The sequence below is a fragment of the Pseudomonas sp. m6p genome (genome assembly GCF_055760375.1).
This window is the reverse complement of the sequence record NZ_CM147084.1, coordinates 5,286,696-5,300,891: the sequence shown is the minus strand read 5'-3', so window position 1 is coordinate 5,300,891 and position 14,196 is coordinate 5,286,696. Positions and strand designations below refer to the sequence as shown.

Genomic DNA, 14,196 nt, shown 5'->3' with positions numbered 1-14,196 from the left:
TTGTTATGGGAGTAGCGGCGCAGCGGATTCGGCGGGAGGGATGAAGCGATCAGACGAGGACTAGAGTAGGCCTGCGCGGGGGGGAGTATCAAGGGTGGCGCCCGGGAGGGAAAACTATTCTGTGAGTGGCAGTCATCCCGTCAGGCAAAAGGGGCGTGCTTGAGCAAGTGTGTCCAAGGGCCCCTGGCCGGTTCTGCGGTAAAACTTCAGTTATTCAAATAGGCGAATGCAAGTACGTAAATCAGCAGGCTGGCAAAGAAACCCGGCAGAATTTTTCGGGTTCTGGCCACTACGGCAAATGTTCCGACTAAGAGCAGCAGTTTCAGTGCGTCCAGAATCTGAAACTGTTGCACCAGGCTCGGACCGTCGAGCCTGGCAAATGCCGTGTCATAAATGATCACTCCCAACATCGCCTGGGCGCTGTAGCTGACGAAGCGGTAAAAAGAACCGTCGGTGCGCGCCAGCGCCGTGGTGTTTTTGAAAGCAAACGGTAATGCACGAAATGCAAAAGCCGTGATTGCGGCAAAGCCGATCAGCATCCAGAGAGTCATTGCGAAGCCGTTCCTTGGCGAATACGGATATTTTCAATCATTACGAGCATGCCGCCGATCACAAAGGGCGTAATCAGCAAGCTGTAGTCCTTGAAGAGCAACACCAGCAAAGGGGCACCGATGAAGCCTAGCCAGTAGCTGGAGACCTCCATGTAGTGCGGCCAGTGTTTGCCGGCCAGCGCAGTGAACTGAAGTGGCAAGAGCATCGTCATGGCGGCTGCAACGGTCGGTGACGCAAAATCTGCGCCGGCGATAAAGCCGACGTAAGTGCAGATGATCGACAAGGCGAAGATGGGGGCGCCTACGCCAACAAAATATGCGAACGGGAAACTCGTCTTGTGCTTGAAGCGCGTTATGCAGGCCGTGAAGATCGAGGGTGTCAGCAGTATCAATGACGCGAGAGTCTTACGCGTCGACGTCTGCTTGAGGTACGGTGCCAACGTTGCTGAAAGCAAAACGAATCGGGCGTTGAGTGCCAGAATGATCGGGAGCAGTAACCATCCGTCGTTGTAGTTTTGTATGAGTAGAAACTGTAACGGTGTCGAAAAAATCAACAGGGTCGTTGCCATTGTCTGACTCAATGTCAGCGCTTGAGCAGCGCCCACCATTCCGATTGATAAATACAGAAAAATGAACGCGATGCCGAAGGTGATAGCGTCGCGCCCTCCCGCCTTGAGTGTCTGCGCGAAGGTCGAGTCGGATGACGACTGGCAGCCCTTCATCAAGCCGCTCCTCGGACTGCGTGCTTTTCGTCCAGCGAGTAATACTGCTTGCGAGGCCCTTTGCTGCGAAACAACAAGCGTGGCGTAGTGGTCAACGTCGAAGTTGCGGCTTGCGAGCGAACCTCATCGGCGCTGATATTCAGAGTGGGGCGAGCATGCAATATCTTGTTATTGGCAACGATCAGGAACGTGCCGGTCTGCGCTGTGGAGACATTGCACTTGGCAGTGGGTAGCCCTGCGCGGATCTTGTCCAACACCTCTTGACCGCCGTTGAATGCACGCATTCGCTCGCCGCTGTGAATGTCGATACGGAAATCAAGTGAAAACCGGTAGCCATACAGTTCACTGTATTCAACGACATTTCGAACGCGCTCTTTCGAGCCGCTGACGTTTTTACCTGAAATGAAAATCGCCTGCATGCCAAGTAAGGTTTGAATTTCTTCATCATCAAGTGATAACAGCAAGTCGGCTGGAAAGTAATAGGCGGTCGGCGTGCGAGTCGTGTCCCGACACACCGTGAGTGCAAGATAGTCAACGTCCAGGCTTTCATACAAATCATCTGAATGCGGGGTGATGTCACCGTAACCATTACCCCATTCCCGATACTTTTCAGCGGAGGGTTTCATGTACAGCGCTTTATGGTCTTCGTATTCGTACTTGATATCAGTCAAGTGGAACAGGTCAGCCAGCGCCTCATGGACGGTGAGGGCCAATGCAGGGCAGTCAATGCTGAAAATATTTCTGATACACACCGCGGCAATGCCTTTGTGGGTGCCGACCTGGTCAAAGTAGAGGGTGTCTTCTGGGTGGAGATAATTAATGAATAAATTTGTAAGTTGTATTTTTAGGGTGTGTAGGTTTTGATTCTTGTTCTTTTGCCACCACGACTCGATAACGCCGCTTAAATAGCCGAAGTCCAACGTGATGGTTTTTTCTTTAGATAATGCGTGCCGAAAGAAGCTGGCGGACATGTTCTCATTTGCGTAGTTGAATGGCATTGTTCTTCCTTGGTTCGTACTTTGGAGGCGCGCATTCTAGTGTGTTTGATCGAGAGGTAAAGTTGGTAAGTATTGCGAGTTTTGTTCGGTCGAAGTTGCACTTTTAAATAGTAGGGAGGGTTAAATAAAAAAAACCGCCAGCCTCTGAAAGAGGTGGCGGTTTTTTGTGGCGGCGCCAGTTGGTTGTCAGTGAGCGGCAGGCGTTACATCACGCAGCGCCTTGCCTTTCACCGGCGCATCGCCAGCGACATAGTACGGCGCGTTGCTGCGCGGCAGTGGCTGGCGGCCACGGATCTTGTCGGCGATTTTCTCGGCCATCATGATCGTCGGCGCATTCAGGTTACCGGTGGTGATGATCGGCATGATCGAAGCATCGACCACTCGCAGGCTCTGCATGCCGTGCACGCGGCCTTCGCCATCCACAACCGCCATCTCGTCGGTGCCCATCTTGCACGAGCAGGACGGGTGGAACGCGGTTTCGGCGTGCTCGCGGATGAACTTGTCCAGTTGCTCATCGGTTTGCACGTCGATGCCCGGGCTGATTTCGCGGCCACGGAAGGCGTCCAGCGCAGGCTGTTGCATGATTTCGCGGGTCAGGCGGATGCCGTCACGGAATTCCTGCCAGTCCTGCTCGGTGGCCATGTAGTTGAACAGGATGCTCGGGTGCTGACGCGGATCCTTGGATTTGACCTGGATGCGGCCACGGCTCGGCGAACGCATGGAGCCCATGTGCGCCTGGAAACCGTGCTCTTTCACACCGTTGCTGCCGTTGTAGTTAATCGCCACCGGCAGGAAGTGGTACTGGATGTTCGGCCATTCGAACTCTTCGCGCGTACGGATGAAACCGCCGGCTTCGAACTGGTTGCTGGCGCCGATGCCGGTGCCGTTGAACAGCCACTCGGCACCGATGGCTGGCTGGTTGTACCAGAGCAGCGACGGGTACAGCGAGACCGGTTGGGTGCAAGCGTATTGCAGGTACAGCTCAAGGTGATCCTGCAGGTTTTCACCGACGCCCGGCAGGTCATGGACGACCGGGATGTCGAGGCTTTCCAGCAGTTTCGCCGGGCCGACGCCGGAGCGCTGCAGAATCTGCGGCGAAGCGATGGCGCCGGAGCACAGCAGAACTTCTTTGCGTGCTTTGGCTTCAACGCGCTCTTCCGCCGAGCCGACCAGATAACGCACGCCGACCGCGCGCTTGCCTTCGAACAGAATCTTGTCGGTCAGGGCGTGGGTGACGATGGTCAGGGTCGAGCGTTTTTTGGCGACGTCGAGGTAGCCACGGGCAGTGGAAGCACGACGGCCGTTTGGCGTCACGGTGCGGTCCATCGGGCCGAAGCCTTCCTGCTGGTAGCCGTTCAAGTCTTCGGTGCGCGGGTAACCGGCCTGCACGCCGGCTTCAACCATGGCGTGGAACAGCGGGTTGTTGCCGGCTTTCGGCGTGGTCACGCTGACCGGGCCGTCGCCACCGTGGTAATCGTTCGGGCCGATGTCACGGGTTTCCGCTTTACGGAAGTACGGCAGGCAGTCGAGGTAGGTCCAGTCTTCCAGGCCTGGCAACTTCGCCCAGCCGTCGTAGTCCATCGCGTTGCCACGGATGTAGCACATGCCGTTGATCAGCGAGGAGCCGCCGAGGCCTTTGCCGCGACCGCATTCCATCCGGCGACCGTCCATGTGTGGCTCCGGATCGGTTTCGTAGGCCCAGTTGTAGCGACGACCCTGCAGCGGGAATGCCAGCGCGGCCGGCATTTGCGTGCGGAAGTCGAAACGATAGTCCGGGCCGCCTGCTTCGAGCAGCAGCACGGTGACGCCTTCGTCTTCAGTCAGACGGGTCGCCAGGGTGTTACCGGCCGAGCCGGCACCGATGATGATGTAATCGAATTCTTGGGACATTGAATGCACCCTCTTAGAGGTTGGTCAGGTCAAGATCGCCGGGACGCTGCAAAACCAGTGGTGAGGAGAGAATCCTCTGTGGTGAGGGGATTTATCCCCGACCGGCTGCGCAGCAGTCGTAAAGCCAGCGAATGAGTTCTGTCTGGAGAGTTGCAGGGTCTGGATGGGGGCTGCTTCGCAGCCCGTCGGGGATGAATCCCCTCACCACAAAGGCCCCATCCAGACTCTGAGTCAGATCAGAACACCGAGACGTAATCGCCCAGCTCGACCTGTACCGATTTGATACGTGTGTAGTTGGTCAGCGAGCTGATGCCGTTTTCGCGGCCCACGCCCGACTGCTTGTAACCGCCCACCGGCATTTTTGCGTCGGACTCGCCCCAGGCGTTGATCCAGCAGATACCGGCTTCCAGTTGATGAATCACGCGGTGTGCGCGGTTCAGGTCTTTGGTGACGATACCGGCGGCCAGGCCGAAGTCGGTGTCGTTGGCGCGGCGGATCACTTCTTCCTCGGTCTCGTAGGAGAGGATCGCCATCACCGGGCCAAAGATTTCTTCACGGACGATGGTCATCTCGTCGGTGCAATCGGTGAACACGGTCGGTGCAACGAAGGCGCCTTTGGCGAATTCGCCGTTGGTCAGACGCTCGCCGCCGCACAGCACGCGAGCACCTTCTTCTTTACCCTTGGCGATGTAACCCAGCACGCTTTCCATGTGGGCGAAGCTAACCAGTGGGCCGAAGTTGGTGTTTTCGTCTTCCGGGTTGCCGATGCGGATGCGCGCGACGCGCTCGACAATCTTGGCTTCGAACGCGGCTTTCAGGTGGCTCGGTACGAATACGCGAGTGCCGTTGGTGCAGACCTGACCGGAGCTGTAGAAGTTGGCCATCATCGCGGTGTCGGCGGCGCGATCGAGGTCGGCGTCGTCGCAGATGATCAGCGGCGACTTGCCGCCCAGTTCCATGGTCACGTCTTTCAGCGACGAAGCCGAAGCGCTGGCCATGACTTTCTTGCCGGTGTCGGTGCCGCCGGTGAAGGAGACTTTCTCGATGCGCGGGTGCTCGGTCAGCCAGGTGCCGACTTCACGGCCGCTGCCGGTCAGGACGTTGAACACGCCGTTTGGCAGGCCGGCTTCGGTGTAGATCTCGGCCAGTTTCAGGGTGGTCAGCGAAGTGACTTCGCTTGGCTTGAAGATCATCGCGTTACCAGCGGCCAGGGCGGGTGCGGATTTCCACAGCGCGATCTGGATCGGGTAGTTCCACGCGCCGATACCGGCAACCACGCCCAGCGGTTCGCGACGGGTGTAGACAAAGGAAGTGTCGCGCAGCGGAATCTGCTCGCCTTCGATCGCCGGCACCAGGCCTGCGTAGTATTCCAGCACGTCAGCACCGGTGACGATGTCGACGTACTTGGTTTCGGAGAAGGCTTTGCCGGTGTCCAGGGTTTCCAGAGCAGCCAGTTCATCGTTGCGCTCGCGCAGGATGTCGACGGCGCGACGCAGGATGCGCGAACGCTCCATGGCGGTCATCGCGGCCCAGATTTTCTGGCCCTTTTCAGCGCTGACCACGGCACGCTCGACGTCTTCCTTGGTCGCACGTTGCACTTTGGCGAGGACTTCACCGTTCGCCGGGTTGATGGCTTCGAAAGTGGCATCGCTGCCAGCGTCGGAGTACGCGCCATCGATGTAGAGTTTTTGCAGTTCGAAACGGGCCATAGTGTCCTCGCAAGTGCATTAGTGGTTGGCGTCGACCACCGCGCTGAAACTGCGGTGGCGGTTCAGGTACCGAGCGTTTTCTGTGTGCTCTGGCTCACCTGCTTGGCCAATTGGAAATCCATGTATTCGTAAGCGATCTGTTGCGCCTGCGCGGTGTCGAAAGCGTCTCCCGACAGCGCGCCGCGCAACCACAAACCGTCGATCAACGCTGCCAGTCCACGCGCAGCGCTGCGCGCATCTTCGAGCGGCAACACACGGCGGAACTCGCAGCACAGGTTGGAATACAGACGGTGATCGTTGATCCGCTGCAACCTGTGCAAAGACGGCTGGTGCATGCTGGTGGCCCAGAAGGCCAGCCATGTTTTCATTGCCGGGCCATTGACCTGGCTGGCGTCGAAGTTGCCTTCGATGATCACCTGCAGATGCGCCCGTGGGCTGCGGTCTGCCAGCGCCTGCCGGCGCGCGGTGACGTTCTCGCTGAGGACGTTCATCAGATACCGCATCGTGGCGGCAATCAGGCCATTCTTGTCCTGAAAATAGTGACTGATGATGCCATTCGAGACACCGGCCAAACGGGCGATCAGCGCAATGCTGGCGTCCCCCATACCGACCTGATCGACCGCCTGCAACGTGGCTTCGATCAGTTGTTGGCGGCGGATGGGTTGCATACCGACCTTGGGCATCTTGCACATCTCCTTAGGCCTTCCGACGGGCGATAAACGCCGATCGGATTGAGGGCCAGTCTATTTTGTTTTGATTGAACGTTCAATCAACAAAGAATAAGATCTGCGACAAATCGTCGCTGCCTACAGATTTTTTCTGCTTGTAAATGGCGATAAAACGACCTCCGAAAATCCTTGAAGCCTGCGTGGGGCATGGCGCGGTTCGCTATTCGATGGACGTGTTGAATGGGCAAGACGCTCGGGGCCAGGTTTCGGATGAACGTCCGCACAGCTTCGGCCACGAAAGCGATTCGCAACGCCATTTCGGCAGGTTCGGGCTTTTTTCGGGGTGTCTTTATATCACCCGCCGGTCGGCTGCCAACTAACCGATTGGTCGGGTTCCGTGTTGCCTTGTGTTCTTCTCTCGCACTGCCTGGAGCATTTGTGCCATGAGTTCTGCCTCGCTTATAAAGACCCCGCCCGAGAAGGTGACGGTCAACGGTTGGGTGTTTTACACCTCGACCGCGCTGATTCTGTTGTTGACCGCCATTCTGATCATCGCCCCGCAAGAGGCCGGCAGAATGTTGGGTATGGCTCAGGCCTGGTTGTCGCGCAGCTTCGGCTGGTACTACATGGTGGTGATCGCCGCCTACCTGGTGTTTGTGGTGGGCCTGGCGTTTTCCTCCTACGGCAAACTCAAACTGGGCAGCAAGGACGATACCCCGGATTTCAGTTACGGCGCCTGGGCGGGGATGCTGTTCTCGTCGGGTATCGGTATTTCGCTGCTGTATTTCGGCGCCTCCGAGCCGCTGGACCATTACTTCAATCCGCCGGAAGGCGCAGCGGCCACCAACCTGGCCGCGCGTCAGGCGGTGCAACTGACGTTCCTGCACTGGGGCCTGCACGGCTGGGCGATCTACGCACTGGTCGGTCTGGCCGTGGCGTACTTTGCTTACCGTCATAACCAGCCCCTGGCCCTGCGTTCGGCGCTGTATCCGCTGGTCGGCGAGCGTTGGGTCAAAGGCGCTGCCGGACACGCAGTGGACGGCTTCGGCATGTTCGTGACCCTGCTGGGTCTGGTGACCAACCTGGGGATCGGCTCGCTGCAAGTGTCCTCCGGCCTGGAAAACCTGTTCGGCATGGAGCACAGCAACACCAACCTGCTGATCGTGATCATCGTGATGAGCACCGTGGCGACCATCGCTGCCGTGTCCGGTGTGGAAAACGGCATCCGTCGTCTGTCCAACCTGAACATCGTGCTGTTCAGCGGTCTGCTGATTTTCGTCCTGTTGTTCGGCCCGACCCTGCACCTGCTCAACGGCTTCGTGCAGAACATCGGCGATTACCTCAACGGCGTGGTGCTGAAGACCTTCGACCTGTACGTCTATGAAGGCGACAGCGCCAAGTCCGACCGTTGGCTGGGCCTGTGGACCCTGTTCTACTGGGCCTGGTGGATTTCCTGGGCGCCATTCGTCGGCATGTTCATCGCGCGTATTTCCCGTGGTCGTACCGTGCGTGAGCTGGTGGCTGGCGTGCTGCTGATTCCGCTGGGTTTCACCCTGGCGTGGCTGTCGATCTTCGGTAACTCGGCACTGGATCTGGTGATGAACCAGGGCGCGGTGGAACTCGGCAAGACGGCGCTGGAACAGCCGTCGATGGCGATCTACCAGTTGCTGGAACACTACCCGGCGTCGAAAGTCGTCATCGGTGTGTCGATCTTTGTTGGCTTCGTGCTGTTCCTGACCCCGGCCGACTCCGGCGCGGTGATGATGGCGAATCTGTCCTGCAAGGGCGGCAACGTCGATGAAGACGCGCCGCACTGGCTGCGCATCTTCTGGTCGGTGGTGATCACGCTGGTGACTATCGGTCTGCTGTTCGCCGGTAACTTCGAAGCCATGCAAACCATGGTGGTGCTGGCCGGTCTGCCGTTCTCGGTGGTGCTGGTGTTCTTCATGTTCGGCCTGCACAAGGCGATGCGTCAGGACGTGCAGATCGAACAGGAGCAGGCGCAACTGGCTGAGCGCGGTCGTCGTGGTTTCAGCGAGCGTCTGACGCAGCTGGATCTGCAGCCGAGCCAATCGGTGGTGCAGCGCTTCATGGACAAGCAGGTCAGCCCTGCGCTGGAAGACGCTGCCGCGCAAATGCGTGCACAGGGTCTGGAAGTGCAGACGCTGCTGGGCAAATCCAAGCGCTGCATGGGCGTGCGTGTCGAGATGGAAGAGGGCAATCCTTTCGTCTATGAAGTGAGCCTGGACGGCTACCTGGCGACCCCGACCGAATCGGCCCAGTCCGATGAGGCGCGCCAGCGCTATTACCGTGCCGAGGTGTACCTGCACAACGGCAGCCAGGACTACGACCTGATGGGCTTCACGCAGGATCAGATCACACGCGATGTGCTCGATCAGTTTGAAAGCCATCGGCAGCTCCTTGGCCGGGTGTATAGCTAAACAGCAAGTGCGCGGTGTTTCAGTCTGAAGCACCGCGTTGTTCCTTTGAAAGATCGCAGCCTTCGGCAGCTCCTAAATGGATCGCATTCCCCCTGTAGGAGCTGCCGAAGGCTGCGATCTTTTGCTCTTCAAACAAAAACGCCGCGATCCTCTCGCGGCGTTTTTGTGTCCGGGGTTCTTACCCCAGGTTCTTGCCCAGCAACGCGTGATACAGCTCACTGTCGCCAAGAATCCCCACCACATGGTTGTTGTCGTGCAGCACCAGTTTGTTGCCGGTCTGGTAGCGAATCTGCAGCGCGTCACGCATGCCGATGTTCGAGTCCACCAGCGTCGGTTTGCGCTCCAGACCTTCCACGGCCTGGCCCGGTGCCCAGTTCTGCAGGTTCAGCACCGAACCGTTCTGCCGCGCGCCCTTGATGGTGTTGCCTTCGGCCAGGTCCAGCCACGAGTCGCCGCCCGGGTCGAGGCACACCGAACCGTTGATGCGTTTGCAGTTGTCCAGCGTGCGCATCAGGCTGCGACCGCAGAGCACGTTGAGCGGATTGGTGTGGGCCACGAAGGTGCGCACATAGTCGTCCGCCGGGTTCAGCACGATCTCTTCCGGCACGCTGTACTGGATGATCCGGCCGTCTTTCATGATCGCGATGCGGCTCCCCAGTTTGAGCGCCTCGTCGAGGTCGTGACTGACAAACACGATGGTCTTGCTCAGCTTGCGTTGCAGTTCCAGCAGTTCGTCCTGCAGACCCTGACGGATCAGCGGGTCGAGTGCCGAGAACGGTTCGTCCATCAACAGAATGTCGGCGTCCATCGCCAGCGCCCGGGCCAGACCGACCCGCTGTTGCATGCCGCCGGAGAGTTCATCGGGCTTCTTGTTGCGCCATTGGGTCAGGCCCACCAGTTCGAGCTTGTCGTCCACCAGCTTGCGCCGTTCCTTTTCCGGTCGGCCCTGCATTTCCAGACCGAAACTGATGTTCTCGCGCACCGTCAGCCACGGCATCAGGGCGAACTTCTGGAACACCATGGCGATGCGTTTGGTGCGCATCATTTTCAGCTCGGCCGGGGTGCAGGAAGCGATGTCGATCTGCTTGCCTTCGTGCTCGACGAACAGCTTGCCGCGACTGACGGTGTTGAGGCCGTTGATGCAGCGCAGCAGGCTCGACTTGCCGGAGCCGGACAGGCCCATCAGCACGCAGATCTCGCCTTTGTTGATGTCCAGGCTGGCCTTTTCCACGCCAACGATCTGCCCGGTCTTTTTCAGGATCTCACTGCGGGTCAAACCTTGATCGAGCAGTTTCAGTGCTTCGCGCGGATCCTTGGTGAAGATCACGTCAACGTTATCGAAGCGAATTATGCTCATGCGTCACCCCCTGCTTTGGCGTCGGGTTGTTTGCAGATACGGTCGAGCATGATCGCCAGCAGTACGATCGCCAGGCCCGCTTCGAAGCCCAGGGCGATATCAGCAGTGTTCAGTGCGTTGACCACCGGTTTGCCGAGTCCATCGGCGCCCACCAGTGCCGCGATCACCACCATCGACAGCGACAGCATGATGCACTGGGTGATGCCGGCCGCGATGCTCGGCATGGCGTGAGGCAGTTCGATCCGTGAAAGCAATTGGCGACGCGAGCAGCCGAAGGCCTTGCCGGCGTCCATCAGTTCTTGCGGGACATCGCGGATGCCCAGGTAGGTCAGGCGGATCGGCGCAGCGATGGCGAACACCACCGTGGAGATCAGGCCCGGCACCACACCCAGCCCGAAGAGGGTCAGGGTAGGAATGAGGTAAACGAAGGTCGGTACGGTCTGCATCAGATCGAGTACCGGACGCATTAAAGTGTAGAACATCGGCTTGTGCGCGGCGACGATGCCCAGCGGCACGCCGATGACCACGCAGACCAGGGTCGCGAACATGACCTGGGCGAGGGTTTCCATGGTTTCCTGCCAGTAACCCAGATTGAGGATCAGCAGGAACGAGGCGATGACGAACACCGTCAGCCCCCATTTGCGCTGGATGAAGTGGGCCAGCAGGGCGATGAGGCCGATCAGCACCAGCGGGTTGAACCAGGTCAGCGCAAACGTCACGCCGTGGATCATCGTTTCCAGTGTCACGGCGATTGCGTCGAAGGTGCTGGCGCCGTGTTGCGTCAACCATTCAACGAAGCCCGCGATGTACTGGCCTAAAGGGATTTTCTGATCAATCAGCATGGTAGTGAACGTCCGCATGCAAGGAATAAACAGCCCGGGCGAGCGAACTCGCCCGGCGTAAGGCAATTACTGTGCGAGCTTGGCTTTCACGGCTTCCAGGCCAGGTTTACCGTCAATGGTGGTCACGCCAGCGAGCCAGGTATCGAGCACCTGTGGGTTCTTTTTCAGCCAGGCCTTGGCGGCCGCTTCAGGCTTCATCTTGTCGTCGAGGATGTTGCCCATCAGGGTACTTTCCATGTCGACGGTGAACTCCAGGTTCTTCAGCAACTGACCGACGTTGCTGCATTCAGTGGTGTAACCCTTGCGGGTGTTGGTCGCCACGGTCGCAGCACCGAAATCGGGGCCGAAGAAGTCATCGCCGCCGGTCAGGTATTGAATCTTGAAGCGCTTGTTCATCGGGTGCGGCGCCCAGCCGAGGAAGACCACGGCGGTGTCGCGTTTCTGTGCGCGGTCAACCTGCGAGAGCATGCCCGCTTCGGACGATTCGACGACTTTGAAACCGGCGTCCTTCAGGCCGAAAGCGTTCTTGTCGATCATGCTCTGGATCAGGCGGTTACCGTCATTGCCGGGCTCGATGCCGTAGATCTTGCCGTCGAGCTCTTTCTTGAATTTGGCGATATCGGCGAAGTCATGCAGACCCTTGTCGTACAGGGCTTGCGGTACGGCGAGGGTGTACTTGGCACCCTTGAGGTTGGTGCGCACCACTTCGACGGTGCCGGCATCGCGGTAGGCCTTGATGTCGTTTTCCATGGTCGGCATCCAGTTACCGAGGAACACGTCCATGTTCTTGCCGTCGGCCAGCGACTTGTAGGTCACGGGCACGGAGATCATGGTGGTCTTGGTCTTGTAGCCGAGGGCGTCGAGCACCACCGAAGTGGTGGCGGTGGTAGCGGTGATGTCGGTCCAGCCGACATCGGAGAAGTTCACGGTACTGCACTGAGCGGGTTCTGCAGCGTGAGCCAGTAACGGCAGACTCAGCATGGCGGCCAACAACAACGACGGGGAACCTTTCATGGATGGACTCCTTGGTGTTTTTTTTGGCAGTGTTCCGACTGTGGACCACCGCACTTATAGGTTGCGGTTGGATGGCGTTCTGGAGACAGCTCTACCACGGCGCCTTGCAATCGAGTCATAACGATCATGTACCAGTGAAAATCTGACGCCTACAGGGTGGGTCGTATCCAGTACAGGGATGGTCGCATCCAGTGTCAGTGACGTCGTTTACAGCTTTTTTCCGCCCCGTTTGGCCATCTGAACCGCATAAAAACGGCGAAAACAGGGGAGGAAACCGGCACGGCGTTGGTGGGCATGAGTGCGTCGGTGTCAGACGCCGGGCGACCTGACAAAAGCCTGATGATGCGGGCATTCCGGCGGATCGCAGCTTGAGCGTAGCAGCTCCGCCAGCGGGCGCTTAACGCCCGGGAACGGCATCCTCAGGAGCTCTGCAGCAATGGCTATCAGCGTTTTCGACCTGTTCAAAATCGGCATCGGCCCGTCCAGTTCCCACACCGTCGGCCCGATGCGCGCCGCGGCCCTGTTTGTCGAATCGCTGCGCGACCGGCACCTGCTCGAACAGGTGCGGCGTATAGAAGTGCAACTGTTCGGTTCGCTGTCGGCCACCGGTATCGGCCACGGCAGCGACAACGCAGTGATCATGGGCCTGATGGGCGAGTGGCCGGACGCAATCGACCCGTCGCAGATTGGCCCGCGAATCCAGGCCCTGCGTGAAACCCACACGCTTCTTCTGGACGGCCGTTTGTCGGTGCCGTTTGTCTGGGCGCGCGACATGCGCCTGATCGACGAGAACCTGCCGTTCCACCCCAACGCCATGACCCTGATTGCCGAAGGCGATCACGGCGAGATTCATCGCGACACCTACTATTCGGTCGGCGGCGGATTCGTGGTGGATCAGGCGCAGGCATCCAGCGGTGTGGTCGATCTGGATCGCACTGAATTGCCCTATGACTTTTCCAGCGCGGTGGAACTGCTGCAGCTGTGCCAAAAGAACAATCTGCGCGTCGCCGAATTGATGATGGCCAACGAAAAGGTCTGGCGCAGCGAAGAAGAAATCCGCGCCGGGCTGATGAGGCTGTGGCGGGCGATGCAGGATTGCGTCGAGCAGGGCCTCAAGCACGAAGGCATCCTCCCCGGTGGTTTGAATGTGCGTCGGCGTGCGGCGAAGTTGCATCGCAACCTGCAGGAATTGAACAAGCCCAACGTGATCGGTTCGACGTTGAGCGCGATGGAATGGGTCAACCTGTTCGCCTTGGCGGTCAACGAAGAAAACGCCGCGGGCGGGCGTATGGTCACGGCGCCGACCAATGGCGCGGCGGGGATCATTCCGGCGGTGTTGCACTACTTTATGAAGTTCAGCGAAGCGGTCACCGACGCCAACGTTGTCGACTACTTTCTGGGTGCGGCGGCGGTGGGGATTCTGTGCAAGAAGAACGCCTCGATCTCCGGTGCCGAAGTCGGCTGCCAGGGTGAAGTGGGTTCGGCCTGCGCGATGGCGGCAGCGGGTCTGGCAGAGATTTTGGGTGCGACGCCGGAGCAACTGTGCAACGCGGCGGAAATCGGTCTGGAACATAACCTCGGCCTGACCTGCGATCCGGTCGGTGGACTGGTGCAGGTGCCGTGCATCGAACGCAATGCGATTGCGGCGGTGAAAGCGATCAACGCGGCGCAGATGGCCTTGCGCGGCGATGGTCAGCACTTCATCTCGCTGGACCGGGTGATCCGCACCATGCGCGATACCGGCGCCGATATGCATGACAAATATAAAGAGACTTCGCGCGGTGGTTTGGCCGTTAGCGCGGTTGAGTGCTGAGACCGAGATGTCCTGTGGCGAGGGGATTTATCCCCGATGGGCTGCGAAGCGGCCCCAAATCCTGCCATCGAGTGTTGCCTGACACACCGCGCTGAATGGTTTTACGGCTGCTGCGCAGCCGATCGGGGATAAATCCCCTCGCCACAGGATTTATGTTTGATTTGGAAGCGCCAGACCAGTCAAAACTGCTC

11 protein-coding genes are annotated in these 14,196 nt (G+C 59.0%); 2 read left to right on the top strand and 9 right to left on the bottom strand.

Annotation, left to right across the window (positions count from 1 at the left end; genetic code table 11):
* Positions 1 to 206 precede the first annotated feature (206 nt).
* The 6 genes from ACYZUM_RS24225 to betI form a co-directional block, all read right to left on the bottom strand.
* Positions 207 to 551 carry an AzlD domain-containing protein gene (locus ACYZUM_RS24225; protein WP_108184045.1) on the bottom strand — a complete coding sequence of 115 codons (345 nt, stop codon included), beginning with the start codon at positions 549 to 551 and terminating at the stop codon, positions 207 to 209.
* The gene (locus tag ACYZUM_RS24220) at positions 548 to 1,273 is read right to left on the bottom strand and encodes an AzlC family ABC transporter permease (protein WP_108184044.1); all 726 of its coding nucleotides are present in this window, start codon (positions 1,271 to 1,273) and stop codon (positions 548 to 550) included. The genes ACYZUM_RS24225 and ACYZUM_RS24220 overlap by 4 nt, the downstream gene beginning before the upstream one ends.
* Positions 1,273 to 2,271 (bottom strand): hypothetical protein, encoded by a 999-nt coding sequence (locus ACYZUM_RS24215; RefSeq protein WP_108184043.1) that lies wholly within the window; start codon positions 2,269 to 2,271, stop codon positions 1,273 to 1,275. Before ACYZUM_RS24215 ends, ACYZUM_RS24220 begins: the two co-directional genes overlap by 1 nt.
* A 186-nt stretch (positions 2,272 to 2,457) precedes the next feature.
* Entirely contained in the window at positions 2,458 to 4,161 is a 1,704-nt protein-coding gene (gene betA / locus ACYZUM_RS24210; protein WP_108184042.1) for a choline dehydrogenase, read from the bottom strand.
* Positions 4,162 to 4,397: 236 nt separating this feature from the next.
* Complete coding sequence (betB, locus tag ACYZUM_RS24205) at positions 4,398 to 5,870, bottom strand: betaine-aldehyde dehydrogenase (protein ID WP_108184041.1); 1,473 nt, start codon at positions 5,868 to 5,870, stop codon at positions 4,398 to 4,400.
* 62 nt (positions 5,871 to 5,932) lie between these two features.
* On the bottom strand, positions 5,933 to 6,553 hold the full coding sequence (betI, locus tag ACYZUM_RS24200) for a transcriptional regulator BetI (RefSeq protein WP_108184040.1): 621 nt from the start codon (positions 6,551 to 6,553) through the stop codon (positions 5,933 to 5,935).
* A 428-nt stretch (positions 6,554 to 6,981) separates the two neighbouring features.
* Between betI and betT the strand changes: the two genes are divergently transcribed.
* Positions 6,982 to 8,979: a choline BCCT transporter BetT gene (betT, locus tag ACYZUM_RS24195; protein WP_041063387.1), complete on the top strand. Its 1,998-nt coding sequence runs from the start codon at positions 6,982 to 6,984 to the stop codon at positions 8,977 to 8,979.
* Positions 8,980 to 9,157: 178 nt separating this feature from the next.
* Here the strand turns inward: betT and choV are convergent, their stop codons facing one another.
* The 3 genes from choV to ACYZUM_RS24180 form a co-directional block, all read right to left on the bottom strand.
* A complete protein-coding gene (choV, locus tag ACYZUM_RS24190; RefSeq protein WP_041063385.1) occupies positions 9,158 to 10,336 on the bottom strand; it encodes a choline ABC transporter ATP-binding protein in 1,179 nt (392 codons plus the stop codon).
* Positions 10,333 to 11,178, bottom strand: a complete 846-nt coding sequence (gene choW, locus ACYZUM_RS24185; RefSeq protein WP_041063383.1) for a choline ABC transporter permease subunit — start codon at positions 11,176 to 11,178, stop codon at positions 10,333 to 10,335. Before choW ends, choV begins: the two co-directional genes overlap by 4 nt.
* A gap of 66 nt (positions 11,179 to 11,244) precedes the next feature.
* On the bottom strand, positions 11,245 to 12,192 hold the full coding sequence (locus ACYZUM_RS24180) for a choline ABC transporter substrate-binding protein (RefSeq protein WP_041063381.1): 948 nt from the start codon (positions 12,190 to 12,192) through the stop codon (positions 11,245 to 11,247).
* 436 nt (positions 12,193 to 12,628) lie between these two features.
* Between ACYZUM_RS24180 and ACYZUM_RS24175 the strand changes: the two genes are divergently transcribed.
* Positions 12,629 to 14,005, top strand: coding sequence for an L-serine ammonia-lyase (locus tag ACYZUM_RS24175; RefSeq protein WP_108184039.1), 1,377 nt, complete (start codon positions 12,629 to 12,631; stop codon positions 14,003 to 14,005).
* Positions 14,006 to 14,196 lie beyond the last annotated feature (191 nt).

What these genes read in the sequence shown, in the direction of transcription:
- ACYZUM_RS24225 (WP_108184045.1), bottom strand. Translation starts at nt 551, where the DNA reads ATGACTCTCTGGATGCTGATCGGCTTTGCCGCAATCACGGCTTTTGCA.
- ACYZUM_RS24220 (WP_108184044.1), bottom strand. Translation starts at nt 1,273, where the DNA reads ATGAAGGGCTGCCAGTCGTCATCCGACTCGACCTTCGCGCAGACACTC.
- ACYZUM_RS24215 (WP_108184043.1), bottom strand. Translation starts at nt 2,271, where the DNA reads ATGCCATTCAACTACGCAAATGAGAACATGTCCGCCAGCTTCTTTCGG.
- betA (WP_108184042.1), bottom strand. Translation starts at nt 4,161, where the DNA reads ATGTCCCAAGAATTCGATTACATCATCATCGGTGCCGGCTCGGCCGGT.
- betB (WP_108184041.1), bottom strand. Translation starts at nt 5,870, where the DNA reads ATGGCCCGTTTCGAACTGCAAAAACTCTACATCGATGGCGCGTACTCC.
- betI (WP_108184040.1), bottom strand. Translation starts at nt 6,553, where the DNA reads ATGCCCAAGGTCGGTATGCAACCCATCCGCCGCCAACAACTGATCGAA.
- betT (WP_041063387.1), top strand. Translation starts at nt 6,982, where the DNA reads ATGAGTTCTGCCTCGCTTATAAAGACCCCGCCCGAGAAGGTGACGGTC.
- choV (WP_041063385.1), bottom strand. Translation starts at nt 10,336, where the DNA reads ATGAGCATAATTCGCTTCGATAACGTTGACGTGATCTTCACCAAGGAT.
- choW (WP_041063383.1), bottom strand. Translation starts at nt 11,178, where the DNA reads ATGCTGATTGATCAGAAAATCCCTTTAGGCCAGTACATCGCGGGCTTC.
- ACYZUM_RS24180 (WP_041063381.1), bottom strand. Translation starts at nt 12,192, where the DNA reads ATGAAAGGTTCCCCGTCGTTGTTGTTGGCCGCCATGCTGAGTCTGCCG.
- ACYZUM_RS24175 (WP_108184039.1), top strand. Translation starts at nt 12,629, where the DNA reads ATGGCTATCAGCGTTTTCGACCTGTTCAAAATCGGCATCGGCCCGTCC.